Source organism: Rathayibacter sp. VKM Ac-2857 (genome assembly GCF_013205025.1).
In the GTDB taxonomy this organism is placed as follows: Bacteria; Actinomycetota; Actinomycetes; order Actinomycetales; family Microbacteriaceae; genus Rathayibacter.
In genome coordinates this window covers 1,423,892-1,449,340 of sequence record NZ_JABMLE010000001.1, presented here as the reverse complement: position 1 = coordinate 1,449,340, position 25,449 = coordinate 1,423,892, and the positions used below count along the sequence as shown (strand labels likewise).

Sequence of the window (25,449 nt, the reverse complement as noted above, 5' to 3'; positions counted from 1 at the left end):
GGCGGTCCCGCCGCTCGATCGGCCGAGCGGAGCACGATCGGCCGAGCGGAGCACGATCGGCCGAGCGGAGCCGCCGCACGAACCGCCAGGCGGCCCCGCCGCTAGATTGGCAGGGACGAGCCGAAGGAGCCCCCGTGCACGAACACCACGTCCGCGTCCACCGCAGCGACGAGGACCTCCCGCGCCACGGGCAGCTCGCCCACGCCCTGGCCGAGGTCGCCGCCGATCCCGTCGAGGTCGACGCCGAAGTCGCGGAGATGGTCGTCAACCGCGTCATCGACAACGCCGCCGTCGCCGCCGCGTCGCTCGTGCGCCGCCCCGTCGTCGCCGCGCGCTCGCAGGCGCTCGCCCACCCCGCCTCCATCGGCGGCGAGGGCGCCACCGTGTTCGGCGTCGACCCGGGCCGCCGTGTCTCGCCCGAGTGGGCCGCCTGGGCGAACGGCGTCGCGGTCCGCGAGCTCGACTACCACGACACCTTCCTCGCGGCCGAGTACTCGCACCCCGGCGACAACATCCCGCCGCTGGTCGCCGTCGCCCAGCACGCGGGCATCGACGGAGCCCGGCTGCTCCGCGGCATCGTCACCGGCTACGAGGTCCAGGTCGACCTCGTCCGCGCGATCAGCCTGCACCGGCACAAGATCGACCACGTCGCGCACCTCGGCCCCTCGGCCGCGGCCGGGCTCGGCACGATGCTCGGCCTCGACGTCGCCGTGATCGAGCAGGCGATCGCCCAGGCGCTGCACACCACCACCGCGACCCGGCAGTCGCGCAAGGGCGAGATCTCGAGCTGGAAGGCGTACGCCCCGGCCTTCGCCGGCAAGATGGCGATCGAGGCCGTCGACCGGGCGATGCGCGGCGAGACCAGCCCGTCGCCGATCTACGAGGGCGAGGACGGCGTGATCGCCTGGCTGCTCGACGGCCCCGACGCGTCCTACGACGTGCCGCTGCCGGACGCCGGCGAGGCCAAGCGCGCGATCCTCGACACGTACACGAAGGAGCACTCGGCCGAGTACCAGGCGCAGGCGCTGATCGACCTGGCCCGCCGCCTGCACCACGCGCACCCCGAGGCCGCCGATCCCGAGCGCGTCGAGCGGATCGTCATCCACACCTCGCACCACACCCACTACGTCATCGGCTCCGGCGCGAACGACCCGCAGAAGTACGACCCGACGGCGTCGCGCGAGACGCTCGACCACTCCGTGCCCTACATCTTCACGGTCGCGCTGCAGGACGGCGCCTGGCACCACGAGCGCAGCTACGCCCCCGAGCGCGCCGCCCGCCCCGACACCGTCGCGCTCTGGCAGCGCACGACGACGGAGGAGGACGCGGAGTGGACCCGCCGCTACCACTCCGTCGACCCGGCGGAGAAGGCGTTCGGCGCGCGCGTCGAGATCCTGCTCACCGACGGCAGCACGATCGTGGACGAGATCGCGGTGGCGGACGCGCACCCGCTCGGCGCGCACCCGTTCACCCGCGAGCAGTACGTCGCGAAGTTCCGCACCCTCGCCGCCGACGTGCTCGAGGAGGCGGAGGTCGAGCGCTTCCTCGACCTCGCACAGCGCCTGCCGGAGCTGACGGCGGACGAGGTCGCGCGCCTGACGATCGTCGCGGCCCCGGGCGTCCTCGCCTCGGTGGAGTCGCCGCGCGGGCTGTTCTAGCGGGCGGCGGATCTCGATACGCCCGCTGCGCGGGCGAGGTGCGTCGCCGAGGCGTCCTCGAACCGTCGAGGCGTCCCACTGCTCCTGGACGTCTCGACCGTCCGAGGACGCCTCGGCGGGCGGGTCCGCGGCCCCGCATGCTGGTCGAGTAGCCCCGGAGGGGCGTATCGAGACCCGGCGTCGTCAGCGGGGCGGGTCTGCAGACTCGCGTTCTGACGGTGGTGGATCTCGATACGCCCGCTGCGCGGGCTACTCGATCAGCATGAGGGGCCGCGCTCGTCGAGAGACGCTGCCGCACGCGCTCATGCTGGTCGAGTAGCCCCGGAGGGGCGTATCGAGACCCGGCGTCGTCAGCAGGGCTGGTCTGCAGACTCGCGTTCTGGCGGTGGTGGATCTCGATACGCCCGCTGCGCGGGCTACTCGATCAGCATGAGGGGCCGCGCTCGTCGAGAGACGCTGCCGCACGCGCTCATGCGGAGGGGCGTATCGAGACCCGGCGTCGTCAGCGGGGCGGGTCTGCAGACTCGCGTTCTGACGGTGGTGGATCTCGATACGGCCGCTGCGCGGGCTACTCGATCAGCATGAAGGCCAGCAGACCGCGCTGGCCGGTCAGCATGAAGGGCAGCGGACCGCGGTGGTCGGTCAGCTGGGATGCCAGCACCGCGCTGGTCGGTCCACGGTCGCGCGTCAGTCGAGCTGCTCGGCGATCCAGTCCTGCAGCTCCTCGATGAAGCGGGTGCGCGAGAAGACCTCGGTGCGGGCGCGGAAGCAGGCCGGGTCGAGGTCGGTGGCGCGCTGCAGCAGGTCGTTCCAGTCGGCGTCGCCCTCGAGATCGCCGGTCACGCCGCCGCCGGCCAGCGCGACGCTCTCGCGGACGCCGCCGATGTGGGTGCCGATGACCGGGGTGCCGCAGGCCATCGCCTCGACGGGCATGATGCCGAAGTCCTCGACGGCCGGGAACACGTAGACGATCGCCTGCGCGTAGAGCGCCCGGATCAGCTCGTCCGAGGGCGAGATCACGAACGTCACGTCGGCGGCGATCTCGGCGGCGTAGGCGCGCAGCCGCGCCTCCCACGGCCCGTGGCCGGCGATGACGACGGGGAGCCCGGTCCGGACGCCCGCGTCCATGACCTTCTCCAGGCGCTTGTACGGCACGAAGCGGGACGCGCCGAGGATGTACGGCCGGGAGAGCGAGTCGAGGATCCGCAGCTCGTCGTCGCTGAGCGGGGCCCGCCAGTCGGTGATCGCCTGGAGGACCTCGGTGTTCACCGGCGGGTAGATGACGCGCGACGGCTGGTGCCAGGCCTCGGCGACCCGCTCCCCGGTGAAGCGGCTGTTGACCGCGATCGAGGTCGCCTCCGCGGCGCGGTAGCGGTCGATCGGCTTCAGCAGCATGCTGGCGGCGCGGGCCGACCGGCTGCTGCCGCGGCCGTCGCGGTCGGGCTCCCAGATGTAGCGGGCCGGGGTGTGCGCGTAGACGAACTTCTTGGTCGGCGCGATCGTGCGCACGTGGTGGGCGAAGAGGTGGGAGCTGACCAGCACCCACTCGTGCGCCGCGCCGATCGGCAGGCGCCAGGTCGGCAGCATCGCCGGCAGCGCCAGGATCTTGTGGCGGCGCAGCGGCGTCCGCGCGAGCCAGGACTCGGTGACGGGACGGCCGACCACCTCGTCCGCGTCGCTCCAGAGCACGCGGACGTCGGCGTCGGTGAAGGCCTCGGTCATCGCCTCGAGGACCCGCTCGGCGCCGCCGCGGCGCTCGACCCACTCGTGCACGATCAGGCCGGGACCGGTCGCCGCGCTCGGTCGCTGCCGATCGGTCACTTCGATGAAGGCAGTGATGATGGGCCCCGTTCCAGCGCGGATGAATGCTGATCTCACTTCAGCCCGGTGCCCCCGTCACAGGGGTCACGATGCCTTGGAGGCTAATCGCCGGATATCGCCCCGGAAGAATAACTCCGAGGAGCCGTCGCAGAATGACGGGGGGCATTCCGGATTCTCGGTGAGCAGTGAAAGATAAGCCCTCGAAAGGTGTCGAGAATCGCCGGGACCGCGTCGGCTATCGCCCTTTCGGTGGGCCGGGATCACCTGCCGGGCGGGGTCAGCGGGCGAGCGTCCGGCCGGCCGTCTGCCGGTTCCACTGGTCGCGCACGGCCTCGCCGATCGTCCTCGACGCCGTCCAGTGCAGCTCGCGGGCGGCCTTGCCCGGGTCGGCCCAGCTCGCGGCCACGTCGCCGGGCCGGCGGGCGGCGATGCGCCGCCGGACGGGGGCGCCGCTCTCGGCCTCGAAGGCGTCGATCAGTTCCAGGACGCTGGTGGGCGTGCCCGTGCCGAGGTTGTAGACCGCGTGCCCGGCCGGCGCGTGCTCGAGGGCCGCGACGTGCCCGGCGGCGAGATCGGCGACGTGGATGTAGTCGCGCAGACCCGAGCCGTCCGGGGTCTCGTAGTCGTCGCCGAGCACGTCGACCGCGAGCGCCGGGTCGGCCGCCGCGCGCGAGACCAGCGGCATCAGGCCGCTCGCCGCGCCGTCCGGATCCTCGCCGAGCAGCCCGGACGGGTGCGCCCCGACGGGGTTGAAGTAGCGCAGGCTGACGGCGCGCAGACCCGGATCGGCGCGGGCGACGTCCGCGAGGATCTCCTCGATCACGCGCTTGGTCTTGCCGTAGGGGTTGGCCAGGTCGAGCCCCGTCGGGGCGTCCTCCGCGAGGGGCATCGGCCCGTCGCCGCGGTAGACCGCGGCCGAGCTGGAGAAGACGATCGTGCGGATGCCGGCGGCCGCCGCGACCGAGAAGGCAGCCATCGCCAGCCCCAGATTGACGGCGTAGTACTCCAGCGGCCGGGCGACCGACTCGCCCACCGCCTTGAGCCCGGCGAGCAGCACCACGGCGTCGACCGGGCCGTGCTCGCGGACGAAGCGGGCGACCCGCCCCTCGTCCCGGGCGTCGGCGACGAGCAGCGGGACGCTCGCTCCGGTCAGCCGCTCGACTGCCGCGACGGTGCCGGCGCTCGAGTGCGAGAGGTCGTCGACGACGAGGACCTCGTGTCCGCTCTCCAGGAGCGCGACGGCGGTGTGGCTGCCGATGTAGCCCGCCCCGCCGATGAGAAGCACTCGCATGCGCGCCACCTAAGCACGTCGCACGCGAGCCCGCTCGCTGCGCGGATCAGCGCGGATCGGCGCGCGACGCCGCGCGCTGGTAGCCGGCGATCGCCGCCGATTCGACCGCGAGCGCGACCAGCTTCCGGCCGAGCGCCCGCGGAACGGCGGGCAGGACGGCGTCGACGCCGGCGGCGAGGCGGGCGAGCCGCCGCTCCGTCTCGACGCGGGCGAGCGCGCGGACCGCCGCGTCCCAGACGCCCGCGGGTGCGGCGGCGGCGCGCACCTCCTCCGGGTGCAGGCGCTCGAAGGTGCGCCGGGCCGCGCCGGAGAGGAACGCGCGCCGGCTGCGGATCGCGGTGCTCGTCGAGGCACCGTGATGCAGGGCCTCGGCGCCCGGCTCGAGCCGCACGGGCAGGCCGAGCCGGTGCAGGCGGTAGCCCCAGTCGACGTCCTCCCAGCCGTACTCGCGGTACTCGGTGCCGTAGCCGCCGACCCGGTCGAAGACGGCGCGGGTCACTGAGACGTTGCCGCCCCAGAGCCGCCAGGTGGATGCCGGGGGAGCGGCGACCGCGTGAGCGCGGAAGCGGGCGTCGGCGTCGCGGCCGTAGGCGCGGGCGTAGGCCGAGTCGGGGTAGGCGTTCGGGCAGAGGCCGACGACGCCGACCGGGCCGCCCGCGTGCGCGGCGACGTGCGCGGCGGCCCAGCCCGGCGCCGGCTCGAGGTCGTCGTCGCAGCGGATCAGCACCGCGCCGGTCGCCGCCGCGAAGCCGGCGTTGAGGGCGGCCGAGCGCCCGCGGTTCTCCGGGAGCACGACCCGGCGGACGGGGAAGCCGTCGAGCACGCGCTCGCTGCCGTCGACGACCCCGTCGAGGACGACGACGACCTCGAGCTCGGCGTGCGACTGCGCGGCGAGGGCGGTGAGCAGCCGGGGCAGCCGCTCGGCGCCCGCGTAGCTGGGGACGATCACGCTCGCCCTCACCGCCCGGCCTCGACCGCTCCGTCGTCCTCCGGGCCGTCGGTCGCCGGGCCGTCGCCCTCGCCCGCCACGCCCTCGCCCGCCACGCCCTCGCCCACCACGCCCTCGACCAGCAGCAGCTGCTCCATCTCGGTCAGCATCGCGGCGAGGTCGTCCTCGATCTCGCCAGCGGCGGCGGTGTGCAGCTCGGCGAGCCGGCCGGCGAGGGCGGCGAAGTCCTGCGGGTCCCCGCTCAGCACCCGCCAGGTCTCCGCGACGCTCGCCCGCATCGCCGCGGGACTGCCGAGCGGCGATCTGCCGAGGGGGAGCACCAGGATGCGCTCGCCGTCGTCGACGAAGGCGGTGTCGGGATGCCGGCGCCAGCGGCGCGCGCGGGGATCGGCTCGCAGCATCCGCTTCCCCTCTTTCCCGCAGCCGATATCGGAAGGCGACTCGGAGAGACGATTCTCTCCGATCCTCCGTCACCGCGCATCAGCGCCAGGAGGAGTAGAAATCCGCCAGAGCCTCTCTCCCCGGAATTCCTTCGCTACATTCGCCACCGACGCCACCACGAGGGTGATCTGTCGAGCATCCCGGGAAAGGGCCGCACATGACGGAGTCTCATCCGCTCGAATCCTCCGGGATCAGCGAGAAGAAGACCAGGAAGCCCGGGAGCAACGGCCTCGGAGTCACCCGGCGCACGGTCGTCGCGGGTGCCGCCTGGTCGGTGCCGGCGATCATGGTCGCGCAGTCCGCCTCGGCGGCCTCGGTCAGCTGCTACCCCGTCGGGACGCTGTTCCAGGCGCAGGCGCGCGGCATCCTGCTGAGCGGATTCCTCGGCGGGGTGAACCTCGACGGCGTCGTCGCGCTGCAGGGCGAGCGCGCGCTCGTGCCCGACCAGAGCACGCCCACCTCGACGCGGTTCGGGACGACGACCGTCACGGTGCTGAACACGCTGCAGATCAGCGCGACCGGCCTGACCGGAGCCCTCTCGACGCTGCTCTCGGTCGCCGCGCCCGGCGACGTCGGCGTCCTCGATCAGTACGCCTTCGCGAACATCGACGGCAACAGCCGCGGAGCGGCGGGAGCGGTCGACAACCAGGGGCAGCTCGAGCTCAACCCGGCGTCGGCGACGTTCCCCGACTTCGCCACCATCGACCTGCGGAGGATCCTCACCGGCATCGGCGGCACGCTCGCCTCCGGCCTCGTCGGTCAGGTCACCGACCTCCGGCTGCAGATCGGCGCCGTCACCGGCCGCGCCGCGATCCAGTCGGCCTGCGTGCCGAGCACGCTCAACATCCAGCGCGACTACCAGGTCACGCGGCTGAACCTGGTGCTGGCCTCCCCGCTGCTCGGCCAGATCGTGTCCCTCGTCACCGGCGTGCTGAACACCGTCGACGCGCTCCCCGGGGTCGGAGTGAACGCCACCGCGATCTTCGCCGGCAACATCCCCGGCGGAGCCCAGCCGATCCAGGCGCAGCTCGGCGTCACGCCGGCCACGATCACGATCGACCTGCTGTCGCTGCTGGGCCCGGCGCCGGGCCAGCCCGGCAACACCCCGTTCGGCACCTACTCGGCCTACTTCAACAGCCTGCCGCCGAACTCCACCCTGTTCGTCGACAACAACCTCGCGCTTCCGGCCGCCGCGATCAACACCTTCACGACGTCGCTGATCAGCACGCTCAGCGACCGGCTGCAGGACAACATCACGGTCGGCGGCACGCCGCTCCGGACCGCGACGGGTGCTCTCGTCGCGACGATCAACGGCCTCCTCAACACGCTGCTGAACGTGACGCTGACCCCGGTGGTCGCCCTGCTCCAGACGGCCCTCCTGACCCCGCTGTTCACCGCGCTCACGACGCTGATCAACATCGACGTGAACGCGCAGAACCGCTCGACGAACCCGCCCGGCCCGGCCGCGTGGGACAGCCTGCCGGCCCGGCGGTTCGACGTCGCCGCGCTCTACATCCGGGCGCTCGGAGTGGTGAATCTGCTCGACCTGTTCCTCGCTCGAGGCTCGGTCGGCGAGAACACCCCGCAGCCCTGAGTCCTCGGGTTCCGGGCATTAGCTCGGAGCCCGTCCAGTCCTGATCGGGTGGTTCTGATCGGGTGGTGCCGGTCGGGCGGCACGATGCGGGCGGCGCGTCCTCCGGGGGGAGGGGGCGCCGCCCGGTCTCATCCCCGGGCCGGGACCCGAGCGACGAGTCCGCGCTCGACCAGCTCGGCGAGCACCGCCCCGACGACCTCGCCCGCGTCGCCGCCGGGGGGCGCGCCGTGCTCGGCGACGACGGCCGCCGTCAGCTCCCCGAAGCTCGCCGGCCGCGCCAGGGTGCGCCAGAGCACCGGAGCGATCCCGGTCAGCGACTCGATGAGGCTCCCGCGCAGGCAGGAGACGACGCCGTCGCGCTCGATCCACTCCGTGCCGTCGTCGCGACGGTAGGCGCCGGGAGCGCTCGCGGCCGAGGCGACGCTCTCGGGCTCCGTCTCTGCGACGGCCGCCGGCTCGCGGACGCCGTCCAGCAGCGGAAGCACCGACTCCGCCTCGCGGTAGCGGAGCCGCCGCACGCCGCCGATCGCGTCGACCAGCGCGGCGAGGTGGTGCAGCGCCGACGGCAGCTCGGCGAACCAGCTCAGCTCGGGCAGGAGCGCCCGCAGCGCCTCGTCGAAGCCGACCTCCTCGAGCACGGGCACATCGGGGCCGTCGGCGTCGCGGGCGAGCAGCCAGAGCCCGGCGAGCCGCAGCGGCGCGGCCGGAAGCGGGAGCATCCCGGATGCGGCGGGGGAGCGGTGCCGCTTCCAGCCGGAGGTGCCGCCGTGCAGGGCGATCGGCTTCCGGAACGGCAGGACGGTCCCGTCGCGGCGGACGGCGACCGTCTCGTCGGTCAGATAGCCGAAGCGGCGGCCGGCCAGGCTGATCAGCGTCGACTTGCCCGCGCCGGGCCGGCCGGTGAAGGCGACGACCCGCCCGTCGGGGAGGGCGAGGGCGGACGCGTGGATGCTGAGCAGCCGCCCACGGCAGGCGTCGACGGCGGCGACGGTGAGCGCCGCGCCGAGGTGCTCGGCGAGCGCCTCCTCCGTCGGCTGCGCGATCACGCCCGCGACGCCCTCTGGCTCGGTGAGCGAGACGCGGTGCGCCGAGCCCGGGCGTTCCGCGACGTCGGTCACGTCACTCCACGACTCCTGGAACCGCGCGATCACGGCGTCGGGGACGGTGTCGTCGAAGCTCAGGCGCACGCCGAGACCGAAGGGCGCGATCGTGAGGTCCCGGGTCATGCGGGGGTCCGATCCGCGCCGTGGTCGGCCTGCCGGAGGAGCCGCCAGGCCTCGGGGGCGGTGCGGACGCCGCGGCGGAAGCGCCGCCACCAGCCCGCGACGGCGTCGCGTCGTCGCGGTCCGATGCTCGGGTCGGCGGCGCGCAGGGCGGAGCCGGAGGGGAAGAGGGCGCGGCGCAGCAGTGCGGGCCTGCGCGCGGCCGGGGCGGCGCGCAGGGCCTCGACCCAGCCGGCCGCCGCGTGCCGCGAGAGCGCCCCGAGCCGCCAGGCGCGCAGCTGATCCGCCGGGGCCTCGCCCGCCCGAGCCGGGATGCCGAGCGCGTGCAGGAACGGCGCGGCGGTCGGCACGGCGCCGAGCGACTCCGCCGCGTCGCGCAGCGGGGCGTGCAGGGCGGGGCGCGCGGCGACCGCCTCGACGAGCAGCTCGTAGTCGGAGGGCCCGGTCCGCCGCGGATCGGTGATCTGCCAGGCGTCGCGGAGCGAGTGCAGCGCCAGGACCAGGGCCATGTCGGCGACACCGACCGCCGCCACCGGGCGGCCCGCGATCTCGACGGTGCGCCGGCGGCTCCAGAGGCTCTCGAACGCGTCCGCCGGGGCCGCGAGGAAGCCCGGCCAGCGCCAGTGCACGTCGATGTCGACCGGCCAGTCCGCGTGCCGGTAGCTGCGGGAGTGCTTCTGGGCGAGCGTCGGCCCGTCGGGCCACGGACGCTCGGTCCAGCCGTCGCCGGCGAGCAGTGCGACCAGCCGTGGGGCGTCCTCCGGCGGCACGAGCACGTCCACGTCGCCCGAGGCGCGGGGCGGTCGCAGCCCGTCCGCGTCGGCGATCGGGCCCTTGAGCACGAGGGCGCGCAGCCCGGCCGCCTCGGCCCGCCGGTGCACGAACGCCGTCAGCAGCGGGACCGCCTCCTCGGCGAAGAGAACGGTCACGAGCTCCATCCGGCCAGTATCCCAGTCGCCCTCGCCGCGCGTCGCGCCGTCCTACCGTGGGGAGCAGTCCGCACCGGGAGTGGTCGCGGATCGAGCGGGGAGTGGCGGATGACGGAGGCTCGCGAGCACGTCGGCGGGGGGCTGTGGGGCGAGGGAGTGGTCCTCGCCACCAACAACGGCGACATCGGCGGCGGCGAGGTGATGCTGCTGAGCATCGCCGCGGCCCTCGAGGAGCTGGGCGTCGCGGTGACCGTCGTCGGGCCGTCGGAGCCGGGCCGCCTCGTCGCCGCGGCCCGCGCGGCCGGCCACCCGGTCGTCGAGCTCGAGGCCTCGGGCCGGCGCGCGTGGATGCGGGCGCTGCGGCGCTGGGACGCGACCGAGCGCCGGGGCGTGCTCTGGTGCAACGGACTGGTACCGGCGGCGGCGACGGCCGGGCGTCCGCGCCGGATCGTGCACCTGCACCAGCGACCGTCCGGCCTGCAGCGCGCGCTCGTGCCGGTCGCGCGGGCGGGGGCGCTCGCGACGCTGGTGCCGTCGCAGTACCTGGCGGATCTCGTCCGCGGCGCCACCGTGCTGCCGAACTGGTGCGCGCCCGTCGTGCCGGCGGAGCGGCACGAGCGCGGTGGCGGCCCGGTCGTGCTCGGCTTCCTCGGTCGTCCGTCCGTCGCCAAGGGCGTCCGGGTGCTCGCCGCGGCGCTCGCGCGGCTCGACGCGGCCGAGCCCGGGGCGTACCGCCTGCTCGTCGCCGGTGAGCCGCGCTTCGTCTCGGAGCGGGCGCGCCGCGAGGTCGAGGCGGCGCTCGGCCCCGTCGCCGCGCTGGTGGAGAGGCCGGGCTGGCTGACTCCGGCGGACTTCTTCTCCCGGGTCGATCTCGTCGTGGTGCCCTCGATCGAGCCGGAGTCCTTCGGCCTGGTGGCGGCGGAGGCGATGTCGGCTCGGATACCGGTGCTGGTGAGTGACGCCGGTGCGCTTCCCGGCGTCGTCGGTCCGTCGATCAGCGCCATCTCTCCGGCGGGAGACGCCGAGGCATTGGCCGCTGCTATCGCTCTCGCTCTCACTACTTCGGCGAGAGGAGAGGGAGAGGACGAGACTGCGGAGAAGTGGCGGAGATGGAGCGAGCACTTCTCGCCCGCCGCAGGCGCTCATCGAATAGAACTGCTTCTGCGATCTCTCGAGGAGAAGGAGTCGGAATGATCGATCACACGATATCCGCTCGACATGCGTCCGCTGAGGGAACCGATATCCGGCCGCTCCGGATCCTCGGGCTCTTCCTCAAGCACTCGACGATTCTCGCGCGACCCGGCGAGCCCTATCTCCGCGGACGACTTCCCTATCGCGCGGATCTCCTCCGGGACGCCGGCACCCGGCTGCTCGCGAGAGGCCACGCGGTGCATCCCGCCCATGTGAAGCTCCGCGATGTGCTGGAGCACCGCTCGGGCCTGGCGATCGACACCCAGCTCCGCTCGCTGCGCGCCGTGGCCACCGCCGACGTGGTGCTCGCCGTGCTGGAGCCGGAGGCCGAGCTCCCCGCGCTGCTGCGCCGCGCCGGGATCCCGCCGTACGCGCGGACGCCGCTCGTCGTGCTCTCCTGCTGGTGGGCGGAGGAGCTGCTGACCGGCACTCCCGAGCGGCGCCGCCGGGTGCTCCGGGTGCTCGAGGGCGTCGACCGGATCCTCGTCCTGAGTGCGAACCAGCGCGAGGTCTTCGCCCGGCACGGGGTGGACGAGCGGAAGGTGGTCCCCGTCGGCTTCGGGGTCGATGCGGACTACTACACGCCCGGTCCGGGGCGGCCGAAGCGCTTCGAGGTGCTCGCCGCCGGCGTCGACCGCGGGCGCGACTTCGGCACCCTCGTCGCCGCGGCCGCCCTCCTGCCGCACCGGCGCGTCGATCTCTTCACCACGCCCGGGCGCCTGGCCAGCGAGCGGCTGCCGCCGAACGTCGTGCTGCACGATCCCGTCCCGGTCGGCGAGCACCGCGAGAATCTGCGCGACGCCGAGCTCGTGGTCGTCCCCACCCACGAGCTCGCCTACCCGACCGGCCAGAGCGTGCTGCTCGAGGCCGCCGGCTGCGGGACCGCCGCGGCGGTGACGAGGAGCGCCGCGATGGCGGGCTACCTCGAGGACGGCGTCACGGCGTTCGGCCTGCCGATGCACGATCCGGCGGGGGTCGCGGCGGCCGTCGAGGCGGCGCTCTGCGATCCCGCGCGCCGCGCCGAGGTCGCGCGGGCGGGGCGCGCCCGGGTGCTCGCCGACGCGAACGCCGTGCGGATGTGGGCCGATGTCCGGGCCGTGCTCCGCGAGGTCGCGGGGCGCTAGCTGCGGGGGCGCTCGGTCAGCGGGATCTCGGTCCCGGGGAGCGCTGTCCCGGGGAACTCGGCACCGGGGAGGGCGTCCGCGTCCTCCTCCGGCCGCCGCTCCGCCAGCAGCGCCAGCCCGGCGCCGACGACGACGAACGACATCGGCGCGAAGAACACCTCGCCGAGCTGCGTCGCGCAGAGCAGCACCACCACCGTCGCCGCGCCGACCGCGTGGCGCGCGAACGTCTCGGGTCGCCGCGGCAGCAGCCCGAACCCCGCCACCGCGTAGATCGCGAGGACCCCGACGAGCAGCACGACGCCGCCCTCGGCGAGCAGCGCGAGGTAGGAGTTGTGGAAGAACCAGGCGATGCCGTCGACGTCGGCCGTCGCCGTCCCGAGCCCGCCGCCGCTCCACGGCGCGAGCGCGACGCGGTCGAAGGAGGCCTGCAGGATCCTCTCGCGGAGCGCGTCGGAGCCGGCCCGCTCGACGCCGTAGACGCCCGCGGTGGACAGGTTCGCCTCGGCCCAGACGAAGAGCGCGGCGATGCCGGCGCCGGTGAGCGCCCGGAAGGCGAGCCCCAGCCGCGGGGTCACCACGAGCCAGAGGATTCCGCAGGCGTAGGCGGCCATCGAGGTGCGCGAGTCGGTGGCGACGACCGCGAGCCCGCCGGCGACGAGCACCGCGATCCGGAGCCACCGGCGCTGGAGGGTCGCCGCGACGAGCAGGGCGGCAATGCCGTAGTAGAGCCCGGCGACGTTCTTGTCCTGCAGGTAGCCGGTGAGGGCGCCCTGGTAGGCGTCCGGGGCGAGGCCGGCGGCGAAGAGCGCGGCGTTCAGGGTCAGTGCCACGCCGATGCCCTTGATCGCGGAGGCGACGTCGATCCGGCCGCTGGCGAGGAAGGCGGCCATCAGCATCAGCAGGCCGATGTTGCCCGCTCGCCGCTCGAGATCGAGTCCGTTCACCGCCGAGACCACCACGGCGAAGCCGAGGAGGCCGAGGCAGAGGAAGGGATACCAGCCGACGGCGCGGAGAGAGCGGGGAGGACGGCGGAAGAGGCTGATCAGAAGAAGTCCGATGACGGCGGACTGGGCGGCCGGAAAGGATCCGGGAAGGAAAGGGACGGAGAGTCGATAGATGATCAGACCCATCAGCGCCGCATCGATGATCCGCGCCGAGTGTGCTATCGGGAACACCGCTCCGAGATCCGGGCGCCGCGAGACCCGGAGGCCGATTCCGCCCCCGGAGAGGTCCGCGCTGTCCACGTGGTGGGTCATGCCGGAATCCTCGCAGAACATCACTTCCCGCGGAGGAATTCCCTTTGCGCGGCAGAGGGCCGGTCAGGCTAGCCTGACGCGAAAAGCTCAGGATCGTCGAGTGTCCCTGCTCGGACAGAACCGCTGCTCTGATCGCACGAAAGGCGCACAGTGACTGTCGTCGATTTCATCGCCTTCCTCCGGCGGAACTGGAAGATCCTCGTCATCGCCGTTCTCGTCGGCGTGAGCGCGATGGCGGCCTTCTCCGCCGTGTCGCCGAAGGTCTACGACTCCAGCTCGGCCGGCTTCGTCATCGCGGCGACCGACGGCAGCTCGGCCGACGCGATCAGCGGAGCGCAGACCGCGGTCACCCGGGCCAACGCGTACCTGCCGCTCATCTCCAGCAGCGCGGTCTACGAGCGGATCGAGTCCGATCCCGAGGCGAACCCCGGCGGCGAGCCGCTGAACGGCCGGCTGACCGCGGCCGTCGCCCCGGGCAGCACCCTGATCGAGGTGACCGCCTCGGCGGCGACGCCCGAGAACGCGGCGGCCCTCGCCAACGGCGCCCTGGCGGCGCTCGCCGACGTGATCGCGGACATCGAGACGCAGTCGACCGCCGACCGCACCCCCCAGATCACGGTGGTGCCGCTGGAGAACGCCGAGCCGGCCTCGGCGCCCACGAGCCCGAACTGGCTGCGCAACCTGCTGCTCGGCGCCGCGGGCGGTCTCGTGCTCGGCTTCGTCCTCGCGATCCTCCGCCGCGCCCTCGACATCCGGGTGCGCACCGTCGACGACCTCACGCAGCTCTTCGGCGTCGGCGTCCTCGGCCGCATCCCGAAGACGGGCCGGGCCAGGGCCGGCCGCCGCGGCGACGCCCGGGCGGTCGACGGGATCACCGCCGAGGCCTTCCGCGCACTCCGCACCGGTCTGCGCTTCTCGAGCGTCGACGACGAGACCCGCAGCGTCGTGATCACCAGCGCGAACCAGGCCGAGGGCAAGTCGACGATCGCGTCCGGCCTCGCCCGGGTGATGGCCGACTCCGGGCAGCGCACCCTGCTGATCGACGCCGACCTGCGCCGCCCGACCGTCGCGAAGCTGCTCGGGATCGACGGCGCCGTCGGCCTCAGCGAGGTGCTCAGCCACCAGATCCCGGTCGAGGACGCGATCCGCCCGACCGCCACAGAGGGGCTGTTCGCGCTGCCGGCGGGGCACATCCCGCCGAATCCGTCCGAGATGCTCGGCTCCTCGGCGATGCGCGCGCTGATCGAGCGGCTGGCGCAGGACTACTTCGTGATCGTCGACGCGCCGCCGATCCTGCCGGTCACCGACGCGTCGATCGTCGCGACGGTCGTCGACGGCATCGTCTTCGTCGTCGCCTCCAACCGCACCCGCCGCCCCGAGGTCACCGCCGCCCGGCGGATCGTGCAGCAGGTGCGCGGCCGGGTGCTCGGCACCGTGCTGAACATGGTCTCGGCGCAGGACGGCGACGCCGGGTACTCCTACTACTACGACCGCAAGAACCCGTACTACGCGGAGCCGGACGCCGGCCGCTCGCGGGGTCGGTCGTCCGGCCGCCGGGCCGCGGGGGAGGAGCCCGCCCGCTCCCTCCCGGCGGTCCGGCCCATCGAACCGGAGCGCGCTGCCGAGCCCGAGCGGGCCGCGGAGCCCGCGCGCGCCGTCGAGCCCGCGCGCTCCACCGAGCACGTCGTTCGTGCCGCGGCGAAGGCGGAGGTCCCGTCGTCGTTCCGGCGGCCGGCTCGATGAGCGCGCAGCTGCTCCTGCTCTGCCACGCGAACGTCGCCCGCTCGCCGTCGGCCGAGCGCCTGGCGGCCGAGCTGCTGGGCGGCTCCGGCGACTGGCGGGTCTCGAGCGCCGGGACGCACGCCTCCGTCGGCCGCGCTCTGGACCCCGACCTGGGCGACGCGCTGCGCGCCCGCGGCCTCTCCGTCGCCTCGCACCGCGCCCGCCAGGTCGACGGCCGGCTGCTGCAGGACGCCGATCTGGTCCTGGTCTTCGAGTCGGGGCAGCGCGACTGGGTCGCCCAGCACTTCGCCTCGGCGGCGCGGCGCACCGCGACCATCCGCCGCGCGGCGCGGCTGGCGCGGGCGGCCCCGGGAGCGGACCTGCGCGAGCTGATCGCGCGCGACACCGCCCCGTACGGCGCGGAGGACGACTTCGCCGATCCGCACGGGCGCGGTGCCGCCGTCGCGGCGAGCGCCGTGGACGACATCGACGCGCTCCTGCGCACGATCCTGCCGGCCCTGGGCGCGCTGCCCGCCGGCTGGGATCCGCCCCGCCCGGCGGTGCTGCCGACCCGCCGCTCGCTGCGCCGCGCGCGCGAGAGCCGGGCGGTCGCGTCGTGACCGGCCGGGAGCGGCCGGGGCTCGGCGTCAGCGTCGTCGTCCCGCACTACGGCGATCCGGGCCCCGCGCTCGCCCTGCTCGAGCAGCTGCGCGGCCAGGTCGGCGCCCCGGAGCACGAGATCGTCGTCGTCGACGACGCCTCGCCCGTGCCGTTCCCCGCCGGTGACGGCGTCGCGCTCGTCCGCCGCGCGCGCAACGGCGGCTTCGGCGCCGCCGTGAACAGCGGCGCGGCCGAGGCGGCGCACCCGCTGCTCCTGGTGCTGAACAGCGATCTCGAGATCGGCGAGACCTTCCTCCGCGACCTCGTCGCCGCGGGGACCCCGTGGCTGCCCGCCGTCGTCGCGCCCGCGCTCCGGGACGGCGCCGGGCGGGCGCAGTGGGTCGGCCGGCGCTTCCCGCGGCTCGGCCACTACGTGGTGGAGTGGCTCACCCCGCTGGCGCGCTGGCGACCGCAGCTGCGCGCGGCGGTCGGTCTCGACACCCGCTGCGTCGAGGGCGCCGTGCTGCCGGTCGACTGGGTGGTCGGCGCGGCGATGCTGCTGCCGACGGCCGAGTTCCGCGCGATCGGCGGCTTCGACGAGTCGTTCCACATGAACTGCGAGGAGGTCGACCTGCAGCGCCGGCTGCGGGCGCGCGGCGTGCCGTCGGTGTTCGCCGGCGACGTCGTCGCGGTGCACACCGGCGGCGGCTCCTCCGATCCCGCCCGGCGGCTGGTCTGGCTGGTCGCCGCGCGGCTGCGCTACGCCCGAAAGTGGCGCTCGCACCCCGGTCTGCTGGCGGCGTCGCTGCGCGCGGCGTCGGTGGTCAACCTCGGCGCCAACGCCCTCCGCGCGCTCGCGGGGCGCGGCGTCCGACCGCTCGCCGTCTTCCGCGGCGAGCTGCGCCTGATCGCCGCGGCCGAGACGGCGGCGACGTGAGCCGGCCCGTGCTGGTCGTCAGCCCCGTCTTCCACGACTACTGGCGCGCGATCGAGGCCGCGCTCGTCGAGCTCGGCGAGGACGTCGTCGTGCACCGCTACGACGACACGGCGGGCGTCGTGCGGCTGCGCGACGCGGTGGCGCACCGCTTCCCGCGATCCCGGCTGCGCCGGTGGTCGCGGCGCTCCGAGACCGATCGGGCGATCCGGGCGCTGCGCGAGACGTCTCCGCGCGCCGTGCTGGTCGTCAAGGGCGACTCCCTCGGCGACGAGTGGTGGGCCGCGCTGGCGGGCGCCGGGGCGCCGGTCGTGCTCTGGCTCTACGACGAGCTGGGCAACATGACCTTCGATCTCGAGCGGCTCCGCGCGCTCGCCTCCGCCCGGGTCTCGATCGCGAGCTACTCGCCGCGCGACGTCGAGGCGCTCCGGGCCGCGGGGATCGCCGCGACGCACCTCCCCGACGCGTTCGACTCCCTCCTGGCCTGGACGCCGCGCCCGTCCGCGGCCGTGACCTTCATCGGAGCGCGCTACCCCGAGCGCGAGCGGGTGCTGCGCGAGCTGGCGGCCGGCGGCGTCGACGTCGAGGTCTTCGGCCGGCAGTGGTCGCGGCACCCGCGGGACGTCGTGCGCACCGGGCGCCTGCGCGGCGCGGGGCTGCGCGCGCACGGCGACGTCCCGCGCTCGGCCTACTACGGCGCGATGGCCGGCTCGATCGCCACGCTCGCGATCCACGGGACCGGGCACGGCGGGCTGTCGATGCGGGCGTTCGAGGCGCCGGGAGTCGGCGCGCTCGCCCTCCTCGACCGCCCCGACATCGCCGACCACTACGAGGTGGGCCGCGAGGTGCTGGTCTTCGACGGCCGCGAGCAGCTGGTCGAGCACGTCCGGCACGCACAGGCCGACCCGGTCTGGGCGCACCGCGTGCGCGATGCGGCGGCCGCGCGGACCCGGGCGGAGCACACCTTCGTGCACCGGATGCGGGCGGTGAGGGCGCTGTGGGGCTGAGGCACGCGACCGATCTGGAGGGCTGGCGCCGCTGGCAGCGCGGCCGCGACCCGCTGCGTGCGGTGCGGTCCCGTCTGCGACCGTCGGCACCGGCGCCGCTCGTGCTGCACCTGCGCGGCGCGGAGCCGTCGATCCTGCTCGCGGTCGAGGCGGCGACGGCCAGCGCGGTCGCGGCGACCGCCGCCTCGCTCGCGCACCTGGACGGGCTGCCCGTCGCCGTCCTGGCGCCCGGGGACGTGACCGCTCTGCTCCCCGGCGAGTGGACCGTCCGGCCCGTGCCCGACGGCTCGCCCGCGCCGGCCGAGCTGCGGGGCCTGCGCGCCGTCGTCGCGACCGGCCACTACCTCCGCTCCGGCGCGACCGCGCACCGCTGGGCCGGGCCGCTCGGCGCCCGCGTCCTCGTGGTGCAGCACGGACTCCTGACCCCGTTCGCCCCGCCGCTGCCGCCGGAGTCGACGCTGCTCGCCTTCTCGGCCGCGGACGCCGACTTCTGGCGCTCGGGGCGGAGCGACGTCACGACCGCCGTCGTCGGCAGCCAGCTGCTCTGGTCGGCGGCGCAGCGCCCGCGCGCGGCCCTGACCGAGGAGCGCCCGCTCTTCCTCGGCCAGCTGCACGGCGCCGAGCTCCCGCGCCGGATCGCCGCCGCCACCGCCGGCCGGTTCTGCCGCGACACCGGCGCCGACTACCGCCCGCACCCGGCCGAGGTCGACCGCCGCTCGCGCTGGCAGCACGCGGCCTGGCGCCGCAGCGGCATCCGCGTGCTCGCCGGCGGCGACCTGGCCGCGCAGCACCGGCCGATCGCCTCGGTGTTCTCGACCGGCGTGCTCGAGGCCGCGGCGGCGGGGACGCCCGCCTGGGTGACCTGCGTCGATCCGCCCGCCTGGGTGCGCGAGTTCTGGGGCCGCTACGGACTGTCCGTCTGGGGCGAGGGGCCGCCGACCCCGGCGCCGCCCGCGCCGGCGCTCGAGCCCGCTGCCGCGGTCGCCGCCGCGGCGCTCGCGATCACCGAGGGAGGAGTGCGATGAGCATCCTGTGCGTCATCCCCGTGCGCGGCGGCTCGAAGGGCCTGCCGCGCAAGAACGCGCGCGTCGTCGCGGGCACGCCGCTCGTGGTCTGGAGCATCGAGCAGGCGCTGGCCGCCGGTCTCGACGTGCTGGTCTCCACCGACGACGCCGAGCTCGCCGCACTCGCCGCGGACGCCGGAGCCGACGTGCCGTTCCTCCGCCCCGCCGAGCTCGCCCGCGACGAGACGGCGACCGAGCCGGTCGTGCTGCACGCCATCGCGCACCGCGTCGCTCTCGGGCGCCGGCCGGACGCGGTGCTGCTGCTCCAGGCGACCTCGCCGATCCGCCTCCCCGGCACGATCGACCGCGCCGTCGAGCAGTTCGCGAGCACCGGAGTCGACTCGCTCGTCGGCGTCGTCGCGCAGACCCCGTTCCTCTGGCGCTCGAGGGGCGAGGAGAGCGCGCTCGCGCACTACGACGTCACCGCACGGCCGCGCCGGCAGGAGCTGACCCCGCCCGAGTTCTTCTACCGCGAGACCGGCTCGCTCTACCTCACCCGGACCGAGGTCTACGAGCGGGAGCGGAACCGCATCGGCGGCCGGGTCGGGCTGTTCGTGATGGACGAGGTCGAGGGCGGCGACATCGACGGCGAGCACGACCTCGTCGTCGCCGAGCACCTGCTCGCCGACCTGAGACGGCGGGGGCGAGCATGATCGTCGACCGCCACCTGGCGCCCTACATCGTCTTCGCCGAGGACCCGGTGCTGACCGCCCTGGCCAAGATCAACGCGAACAAGCAGCGCATCGTCTTCTGCGTCGACGGCCACGGCGTGCTGCGCGGCTCGCTGTCGGACGGCGACTTCCGCCGCTGGATCATCGCGAACCCGACGGCGTCGCTCGACGTCGCGGTCCTCGCCGTGGCGAACACGGCGGTGCTGACGGCGTCCGTGGACGACCCGGCGCAGGCCGTCGCCGCGCTGCTCGGCGCGGACGGGATCAGCCACGTGCCGCTCGTCGACGAGCGCGGCCACCTCGTCGCGATCGCGATCGAGGGCGCCACCGCGCTGCAGATCGGCCGGCACCCGGTCGGCGAGGGGCATCCGGCCTTCGTGATCGCCGAGGTCGGCAACAACCACAACGGCTCGATCGACCTCGCCAAGCGCCTCGTCGACCTCGCCCTCGAGGCGGGCGCCGACGCGGTCAAGTTCCAGCTGCGCGACCTCGACTCGCTCTACCGCCAGGGCGGCAGCGCCACGGCGGGGGAGGACCTCGGAGCGCAGTACACGATCGACCTGCTGCGCCGGTTCGCGCTGCCCGCCGAGGCGCTCTTCGAGGTGTTCGACCACGCGGGCGACGCCGGGATCGACGTGCTCTGCACCCCGTGGGACTCGCCGAGCGTGCAGGCCCTCGTCGACTACGGCGTCCCCGGGCTCAAGATCGCCTCCGCCGACCTGACCAACCACGCCCTCCTCGCCGACGCCGGCACCCGCGGCCTGCCGCTGCTGCTGAGCACCGGGATGTCGCGCGAGAGCGAGATCCTCGAGTCGGTGTCGCTGCTGCGCTCGCTGGGCACCTCCTACGCGCTGCTGCACACCCAGTCCACCTATCCCGCGCCCTACCGCGACCTCAACCTCGCCTACCTGGAGCGGCTCGCCGAGATCGGCGGCGGCGTGATCGGCTACTCCGGGCACGAGCGCGGCTGGCACGTGCCGGTCGCCGCCGTCGCCCGAGGCGCGCGGATCATCGAGAAGCACTTCACCGTGGACCGGGCGATGGAGGGCAACGACCACTCGGTGTCGCTGCTGCCGGACGAGTTCGGCCGGATGGTCGCCGAGATCCGCGACATCGAGTCGGCCCTCGGCACGGCCGAGCCGCGCGGGGTCTCCACCGGGGAGTCGATGAACCGGGTCTCGCTCGCGAAGTCGCTCGTCGCCGCGCGGGAGCTGTGCAGCGGCGAGGTGGTCGGCGCGGCGGACGTGGCGGTCCGCAGCCCCGGGCGCGGCCTGCAGCCCAACGCGCTGCCGCGGCTGCTCGGCCGCACGCTGCACCGCGACGTCGCCGAGGGCGGCTTCTTCTTCGACGGCGACCTGCGCGCGAGCACCCCGGCCGGCCGGCCGTTCCGGTTCCGGCGGCCGTGGGGGCTGCCGGTCCGCTACCACGACCACGCCGAGCTGCTCGGCGCGTCGAACCCCGACTTCCTCGAGTTCCACTTCTCCTACCGCGACCTCGAGATCGACGTCGACGACGTCTTCACCGCGCGTCAGGAGCGGGGCTTCACCACCCACCTGCCGGACCTCTTCTCCGGCGACTTCCTGGTCGATCTCGCCTCCTTCGACCGCGACGTCTGGGAGCGCTCGATCGCCGAGGTGCAGCGGACCGTCGGGGTCACCCGGTCGCTCTCGCGCTGGTTCCGGCAGGACGAGGACCCGATGATGGTCGTCACGATGGGCGGCTTCACCCGCCACGCGCACGTGGACCCCTCCCGCCGCCCCGCGATGTACGCGCGCGTCGCGGAGGCGCTCGACCGGATCGACGCGAGCGGCGTGCGGCTGCTGGCGCAGACCCTGCCGCCCTACCCCTGGCTGATGGGCGGCCAGCAGTTCCACAACCTCTTCGTCGACCCGGAGGACACGGCCGCCTTCGCCCGCGAGACCGGCACCGCCCTCTGCCTGGACGCCTCGCACACCAAGCTCGCCACCACCTTCCTCGGCACCGCGTTCTCGGCGGCGGTCGAGCTGCTGGCGCCGCTCAGCGCGCACCTGCACCTCGTCGACGCGACCGGGATCGACGGCGAGGGCGTGCAGATCGGCGAGGGCGAGATCGACTGGCCGGTGTTCGCCGCGGCGCTGGACGCCCTGGCGCCGGGCGTGCCGTTCATCCCCGAGATCTGGCAGGGCCACGTCGACAGCGGCGAGGGCTTCTGGACAGCCCTCGAGCGGCTGGAGGAGTGGCTGTGAGCGCGGGCGAGAGTGCGGCTGCGGGCGGCGCCGCGCCGATCGCGCTCTGGCTGGTGCCCGTCGCCGACGACGGCGGGGTCGCCCGGCACGTCGTCGACGTCGCGCGGCAGGGCATCCCCGGCCACCGCGTCGTCGTGCTCTGCCCCGAGGGCGCCCTGGCGCGCCGGCTGCGCGCCCAGGGCTCGGCGGTGACGACCGGCCGCTTCGGCACGGCCGCCGGCCTCGCCGCCTCCGTCCGCACGCTCGCCGCCACGGCCGGAGCCCTCCGGCCCGCGATCGTGCACTCGCACCTCGCCCACGCCGACCTCGTGAGCGCCGCGACCCCGCTGCCCCGCGGCGTCCGGCGGCTGACCACCGAGCACGGCATCGCCGGCCCCGACGCCGTCTACCACCGCTCGGGTGCGCAGGCCCGGGCGATGGCGCTCGCCCACCGCGCCCGGCTGCACCGGTTCGACGGGGCGATCGCCGTCTCGCAGGCCACCCGGCGCGCGATGCGGGAGAAGTGGCACGCGGTGCTGCCCATCGACGTCGTGCTCAACGGCGTGGACGGCCCCGCTGTGGACGCCCCCGCCGCCGCTCGCCGCCCCCGCCCCGCCGGCGCGCTCCGCGTCGTCTCGCTCTCCCGCCTCTCGCCCGAGAAGCGGATCGACGCCCTGCTCGAGGCCTTCGCCGTCCTGCACCGCCGGGTGCCCGGCGCGACGCTGACCGTCGCGGGGGAGGGACCGCTCGACGGCGCCCTCCGCGCCCGGGCGAGCGCCCTCGGCCTCGGCGACGCGGTCGCCTTCCCCGGCTTCGTCGACTCCGCCCGGATGCTCGCCGAGGCGGACGTCGTGGCCCAGCTCTCGGTCTGGGAGAACTGCTCGTACACCCTCCTCGACGCCGTCGCCCGCGGCCTGGGCGTGGTCGCCACCGCGGTCGGCGGCAACCCCGAGATCCTCGCGCCCCGCTCGCTCGTCGACGCGGACGACCCCGCGGCCGTGGCGCGGGCGCTCGAGCGCCAGGCGGAGGAGCCGGCCGCCGCCGCCGCGCCGCGCTCCGTCGCGCGGATGTGCGCCGACATCGCCGGGGTCTACGCCGACGTCCACACCCGGAGCGCGGCATGAGGGGCTCGATCCGGCAGGGACTCGGCACCCTGCTCGCCCTCGCCGGCGCGGCGTCGCCCGGCTGGCTCGTCGTCGCGGTGGCCGGCTCGATCGTGCTGGCCGTCCTCGACACCCTCGGCGTCGCCGCGATGGTGCCGCTGATGGCGCTGCTCACCGGAGCGGACACCGGCGCCGGCTCGGTGACGAGCACGATCGCGGGCCTGGTCGGCACCTCCGACGTCGCGACCCTCGTCCCGCTCGTCGCCGGCTTCGTCGCCGCGGTGTTCGTGCTGAAGAGCATCGGCACGATCGTCTTCCGCTGGTGGCTGCTCGGCCGCACCACCCGGATCGCGGCCGACGCGTCGACCGAGCTGCTGCGGCGGTACGTGCTCGCCCCCTTCGCCGTGCACCGCACGCGGCGGCTGTCGGAGGTCTACCGCAACATCAACGACTCGACCGCGCAGGCGTCCGGAGTGCTGCTCGGCGTGCTCGGCCTCGCCTCCGACCTGCTGGTGCTCGTCGCGCTGGTCGTGGTCCTCCTCCTCGCCTCGCCCGGGGCGACCCTGTTCGCGGCCGTCTTCTTCGCGCTGCTGCTCGGCGGCACGCAGCGCCTGCTCCGCCGTCGGCAGGGCCGGATCGGCGAGGAGACCGCCGAGGCCTCGCTGCAGACCTGGCAGTTCCTCCTCCCGTCGCTCGACGGCTTCCGCGAGGCGCGGCTCTCCTCCAGCGCCTCGAGCCTCGTCGCCGGATTCCAGGCCGCGAAGCGGCGCGGAGCCCAGGCGTCCCGGATGCTCTCGCTGGTCTCGGAGCTGCCGAAGTACCTCCTCGAGATCGGGTTCGTCGTCGCGATCATCGGCGTCTCCGGCATCCTCGTGGCGACCGGCTCGTCCGCCGAGGCGCTCTCGGTGCTGGGCGTGTTCGCCGCCGCGTCGCTCCGCGCCCTGCCCACCCTCAACCGGATCTCCGCCACCTTCGCGATCGTCCGCAGCGGCCAGGCGAGTCTGCGCATCGTCGACGACGCGGCCCGCGAGCTCGGCGCGCACGGCTCGCACGACGAGACGCCCGGCCCCGACGGGCGCTTCGCCGGTGACATCGAGCTCGAGCAGGTCGTCTACCGCTACCCCGACGCCTCCCGCGACGTGCTCCGCGGCGTGACCCTGCGCCTCGCCGAGAACGCCACCACGGCCTTCGTCGGCTCGAGCGGCGCGGGCAAGAGCACGCTCCTCGATCTCGTGCTCGGCCTGCTCGAGCCCACCGCCGGCCGCGTGCTCTGCGGCGGGCGGCCGATCCAGGAGGATCTCGCGGGCTGGTACGCGGGGCTCGGCGTCGTGCCGCAGGACGTCTTCCTGCTCGACGACTCCTTCGCGGCGAACATCGCCTTCGGGGTGCCCCGCGACGGGGTCGATCCCGAGCGGATCCGCGAGGTGGTCCGCATCGCCCAGCTCGAGGACTTCGTCGAGCAGCTGCCGCTCGGCCTCGACACCCGCGTCGGCGAGCGCGGAGTCCGGCTCTCGGGCGGGCAGCGGCAGCGGATCGGCCTGGCGCGCGCCCTCTACCGCCGGCCGTCGGTCCTCGTCCTCGACGAGGCGACCTCGGCGCTGGACAACCGGACCGAGCACGAGATCTCGACCGCCATCGCCGGCCTGCACGGCAGCATGACGGTGCTGATCGTCGCGCACCGCCTCTCGACCGTGCGCGGCGCCGACCGGCTGCTCTTCCTCGAGGACGGGCGGATCGAGGGCGAGGGCACCTTCGAGGAGGTGCGCGCCGCGCATCCCGGCTTCGCGCAGCTGGTGGCGCTGGGCGAGCTCTCGTGAGGCCGCGGCTGGGCGATCTGCGGGCGGCGGTCCTCGAGCCGCTCCGCCGGCGGGGCGCGACGGTGCTGATCCCGCAGGACGCGTTCGGCGTCGGCAACCTCCTCTACTTCTGGCTGCAGGCCGCCATGCGCCGCGAGCGCGGGGAGCCGACGGTGGTGCGCGGCACGGCGCGGTCGGCGGAGTGGGCGGAGCTGTTCCCTCGCACCCGGGAGCTGGTCGTCGCGCCCGGCGACGTGTCCTTCCTCCAGCCGCGCGAGGCCGGCGGCACGCACCAGCGCTTCGGAGTCGACTTCGGGGCCGCGCAGCTGGACGCCTTCCTCGACTCGCACCTGCTCGCCGGCCCCTTCGGGGAGCTCGTCGCGGCGGCGCGGCCGTCGGCCGATCTGACGATCAACATCCGGCGGGGCGACTACTACAGCGTCCCGGAGTTCCGCGGCCGCTACTCCTTCGACGTCGTCGAGTACGTGCGCGCGGCGCTCGCGCAGGCGCGGGAGTCGGCCGAGGTGCGCAGCGTGCTCCTCGTCTCGGACGACCTCGACTGGTGCCGGCTCAAGCTCGGGCCGCTCCTGACCGGCCTCGACGTGCGCTGCCCCGAGCCGGGCACCCCCGTGCCGCGGCAGCTCGCCCTGCTGGCGGCCTCGCGCCGCCTCGTGCTGACGAACTCGACGTTCTCGTACTGGGGCGGCTACCTCGGCCGCCACCGCCACGGCGACGCCGAGGTGATCGCGCCGTGGTTCCACAGCCGGGCCTGGAACGGCGGAGCGGCGACCCAGCTCGACCCGCGCTGGAGCGTGATCCGCGACCTCCCCGGCGGCTGGGACGCCTGACCCCCTCCCGCCCCCTCCGCGAG

Annotated in this window: 21 protein-coding genes; 14 read left to right on the top strand and 7 right to left on the bottom strand. The window is 74.8% G+C overall.

Going from position 1 to position 25,449, the window contains the following annotated elements:
• The first annotated feature begins 134 nt into the window (after window positions 1–134).
• Complete coding sequence (locus HQQ86_RS06780; protein WP_173287310.1) at window positions 135–1,658, top strand: MmgE/PrpD family protein; 1,524 nt, start codon at window positions 135–137, stop codon at window positions 1,656–1,658.
• A 687-nt stretch (window positions 1,659–2,345) separates the two neighbouring features.
• On the opposite strand, the gene HQQ86_RS21980 is transcribed toward HQQ86_RS06780, so the two are convergent.
• From HQQ86_RS21980 to HQQ86_RS06760, 4 genes are all read right to left on the bottom strand, one after another.
• A complete protein-coding gene (locus HQQ86_RS21980; RefSeq protein ID WP_216844937.1) occupies window positions 2,346–3,479 on the bottom strand; it encodes a glycosyltransferase in 1,134 nt (377 codons plus the stop codon).
• A 277-nt stretch (window positions 3,480–3,756) separates the two neighbouring features.
• Window positions 3,757–4,770 (bottom strand): UDP-glucose 4-epimerase GalE, encoded by a 1,014-nt coding sequence (galE, locus tag HQQ86_RS06770; protein ID WP_173287309.1) that lies wholly within the window; start codon window positions 4,768–4,770, stop codon window positions 3,757–3,759.
• Window positions 4,771–4,816: 46 nt separating this feature from the next.
• The gene (locus tag HQQ86_RS06765) at window positions 4,817–5,731 is read right to left on the bottom strand and encodes a glycosyltransferase (protein ID WP_173287308.1); all 915 of its coding nucleotides are present in this window, start codon (window positions 5,729–5,731) and stop codon (window positions 4,817–4,819) included.
• A complete protein-coding gene (locus HQQ86_RS06760; RefSeq protein WP_173287307.1) occupies window positions 5,728–6,120 on the bottom strand; it encodes a hypothetical protein in 393 nt (130 codons plus the stop codon). The genes HQQ86_RS06765 and HQQ86_RS06760 overlap by 4 nt, the downstream gene beginning before the upstream one ends.
• Window positions 6,121–6,317: 197 nt before the next feature.
• Between HQQ86_RS06760 and HQQ86_RS06755 the strand changes: the two genes are divergently transcribed.
• A complete protein-coding gene (locus tag HQQ86_RS06755; RefSeq protein WP_173287306.1) occupies window positions 6,318–7,754 on the top strand; it encodes a choice-of-anchor G family protein in 1,437 nt (478 codons plus the stop codon).
• Window positions 7,755–7,882: 128 nt separating this feature from the next.
• On the opposite strand, the gene HQQ86_RS06750 is transcribed toward HQQ86_RS06755, so the two are convergent.
• Together HQQ86_RS06750 and HQQ86_RS06745 are read right to left on the bottom strand one after the other, a co-directional pair.
• Complete coding sequence (locus HQQ86_RS06750; protein ID WP_173287305.1) at window positions 7,883–8,980, bottom strand: hypothetical protein; 1,098 nt, start codon at window positions 8,978–8,980, stop codon at window positions 7,883–7,885.
• Window positions 8,977–9,915, bottom strand: coding sequence for a nucleotidyltransferase family protein (locus HQQ86_RS06745; RefSeq protein ID WP_173287304.1), 939 nt, complete (start codon window positions 9,913–9,915; stop codon window positions 8,977–8,979). The genes HQQ86_RS06750 and HQQ86_RS06745 overlap by 4 nt, the downstream gene beginning before the upstream one ends.
• Before the next feature lie 99 nt (window positions 9,916–10,014).
• On the opposite strand from HQQ86_RS06745, the gene HQQ86_RS06740 reads away from it, so the two are divergent.
• Window positions 10,015–11,100, top strand: a complete 1,086-nt coding sequence (locus HQQ86_RS06740) for a glycosyltransferase family 4 protein (RefSeq protein WP_173287303.1) — start codon at window positions 10,015–10,017, stop codon at window positions 11,098–11,100.
• A gap of 209 nt (window positions 11,101–11,309) precedes the next feature.
• Entirely contained in the window at window positions 11,310–12,221 is a 912-nt protein-coding gene (locus tag HQQ86_RS21685) for a glycosyltransferase (RefSeq protein ID WP_173287302.1), read from the top strand.
• Here HQQ86_RS21685 and HQQ86_RS06730 read toward each other — a convergent pair.
• On the bottom strand, window positions 12,218–13,477 hold the full coding sequence (locus HQQ86_RS06730) for an O-antigen ligase family protein (protein ID WP_173287301.1): 1,260 nt from the start codon (window positions 13,475–13,477) through the stop codon (window positions 12,218–12,220). The two genes, HQQ86_RS21685 and HQQ86_RS06730, sit on opposite strands and share 4 nt — an antisense overlap.
• A gap of 150 nt (window positions 13,478–13,627) precedes the next feature.
• Here HQQ86_RS06730 and HQQ86_RS06725 point away from each other — a divergent pair, with 150 nt between their 5' ends.
• The 10 genes from HQQ86_RS06725 to HQQ86_RS06680 are packed head-to-tail and all read left to right on the top strand — an operon-like array spanning window position 13,628 to window position 25,426.
• Complete coding sequence (locus HQQ86_RS06725; RefSeq protein ID WP_173287300.1) at window positions 13,628–15,220, top strand: polysaccharide biosynthesis tyrosine autokinase; 1,593 nt, start codon at window positions 13,628–13,630, stop codon at window positions 15,218–15,220.
• Window positions 15,217–15,819 carry a hypothetical protein gene (locus HQQ86_RS06720; protein ID WP_173287299.1) on the top strand — a complete coding sequence of 201 codons (603 nt, stop codon included), beginning with the start codon at window positions 15,217–15,219 and terminating at the stop codon, window positions 15,817–15,819. The genes HQQ86_RS06725 and HQQ86_RS06720 overlap by 4 nt, the downstream gene beginning before the upstream one ends.
• Window positions 15,816–16,736 carry a glycosyltransferase family 2 protein gene (locus HQQ86_RS06715; protein WP_173287298.1) on the top strand — a complete coding sequence of 307 codons (921 nt, stop codon included), beginning with the start codon at window positions 15,816–15,818 and terminating at the stop codon, window positions 16,734–16,736. The genes HQQ86_RS06720 and HQQ86_RS06715 overlap by 4 nt, the downstream gene beginning before the upstream one ends.
• Entirely contained in the window at window positions 16,733–17,740 is a 1,008-nt protein-coding gene (locus tag HQQ86_RS21975; RefSeq protein WP_173287297.1) for a glycosyltransferase, read from the top strand. Before HQQ86_RS06715 ends, HQQ86_RS21975 begins: the two co-directional genes overlap by 4 nt.
• Window positions 17,731–18,765: a hypothetical protein gene (locus HQQ86_RS06705; protein WP_173287296.1), complete on the top strand. Its 1,035-nt coding sequence runs from the start codon at window positions 17,731–17,733 to the stop codon at window positions 18,763–18,765. The genes HQQ86_RS21975 and HQQ86_RS06705 overlap by 10 nt, the downstream gene beginning before the upstream one ends.
• On the top strand, window positions 18,762–19,457 hold the full coding sequence (locus HQQ86_RS06700) for an acylneuraminate cytidylyltransferase family protein (protein WP_173287295.1): 696 nt from the start codon (window positions 18,762–18,764) through the stop codon (window positions 19,455–19,457). The genes HQQ86_RS06705 and HQQ86_RS06700 overlap by 4 nt, the downstream gene beginning before the upstream one ends.
• Window positions 19,454–21,700 carry an N-acetylneuraminate synthase family protein gene (locus HQQ86_RS06695; RefSeq protein ID WP_173287294.1) on the top strand — a complete coding sequence of 749 codons (2,247 nt, stop codon included), beginning with the start codon at window positions 19,454–19,456 and terminating at the stop codon, window positions 21,698–21,700. The genes HQQ86_RS06700 and HQQ86_RS06695 overlap by 4 nt, the downstream gene beginning before the upstream one ends.
• Window positions 21,697–22,803, top strand: coding sequence for a glycosyltransferase family 4 protein (locus tag HQQ86_RS06690; RefSeq protein WP_173287293.1), 1,107 nt, complete (start codon window positions 21,697–21,699; stop codon window positions 22,801–22,803). The genes HQQ86_RS06695 and HQQ86_RS06690 overlap by 4 nt, the downstream gene beginning before the upstream one ends.
• Window positions 22,800–24,599: an ABC transporter ATP-binding protein gene (locus tag HQQ86_RS06685; RefSeq protein WP_173287292.1), complete on the top strand. Its 1,800-nt coding sequence runs from the start codon at window positions 22,800–22,802 to the stop codon at window positions 24,597–24,599. The genes HQQ86_RS06690 and HQQ86_RS06685 overlap by 4 nt, the downstream gene beginning before the upstream one ends.
• Window positions 24,596–25,426, top strand: coding sequence for an alpha-1,2-fucosyltransferase (locus HQQ86_RS06680; RefSeq protein ID WP_173287291.1), 831 nt, complete (start codon window positions 24,596–24,598; stop codon window positions 25,424–25,426). The genes HQQ86_RS06685 and HQQ86_RS06680 overlap by 4 nt, the downstream gene beginning before the upstream one ends.
• Window positions 25,427–25,449 lie beyond the last annotated feature (23 nt).

Bases quoted from the DNA above. Each gene is read 5' to 3' on its own strand.
- galE (WP_173287309.1), bottom strand. From the start codon at position 4,770: ATGCGAGTGCTTCTCATCGGCGGGGCGGGCTACATCGGCAGCCACACC.
- HQQ86_RS06760 (WP_173287307.1), bottom strand. From the start codon at position 6,120: ATGCTGCGAGCCGATCCCCGCGCGCGCCGCTGGCGCCGGCATCCCGAC.
- HQQ86_RS06755 (WP_173287306.1), top strand. From the start codon at position 6,318: ATGACGGAGTCTCATCCGCTCGAATCCTCCGGGATCAGCGAGAAGAAG.
- HQQ86_RS06750 (WP_173287305.1), bottom strand. From the start codon at position 8,980: ATGACCCGGGACCTCACGATCGCGCCCTTCGGTCTCGGCGTGCGCCTG.
- HQQ86_RS06745 (WP_173287304.1), bottom strand. From the start codon at position 9,915: ATGGAGCTCGTGACCGTTCTCTTCGCCGAGGAGGCGGTCCCGCTGCTG.
- HQQ86_RS06740 (WP_173287303.1), top strand. From the start codon at position 10,015: ATGACGGAGGCTCGCGAGCACGTCGGCGGGGGGCTGTGGGGCGAGGGA.
- HQQ86_RS06730 (WP_173287301.1), bottom strand. From the start codon at position 13,477: ATGACCCACCACGTGGACAGCGCGGACCTCTCCGGGGGCGGAATCGGC.
- HQQ86_RS06720 (WP_173287299.1), top strand. From the start codon at position 15,217: ATGAGCGCGCAGCTGCTCCTGCTCTGCCACGCGAACGTCGCCCGCTCG.
- HQQ86_RS06700 (WP_173287295.1), top strand. From the start codon at position 18,762: ATGAGCATCCTGTGCGTCATCCCCGTGCGCGGCGGCTCGAAGGGCCTG.
- HQQ86_RS06695 (WP_173287294.1), top strand. From the start codon at position 19,454: ATGATCGTCGACCGCCACCTGGCGCCCTACATCGTCTTCGCCGAGGAC.
- HQQ86_RS06685 (WP_173287292.1), top strand. From the start codon at position 22,800: ATGAGGGGCTCGATCCGGCAGGGACTCGGCACCCTGCTCGCCCTCGCC.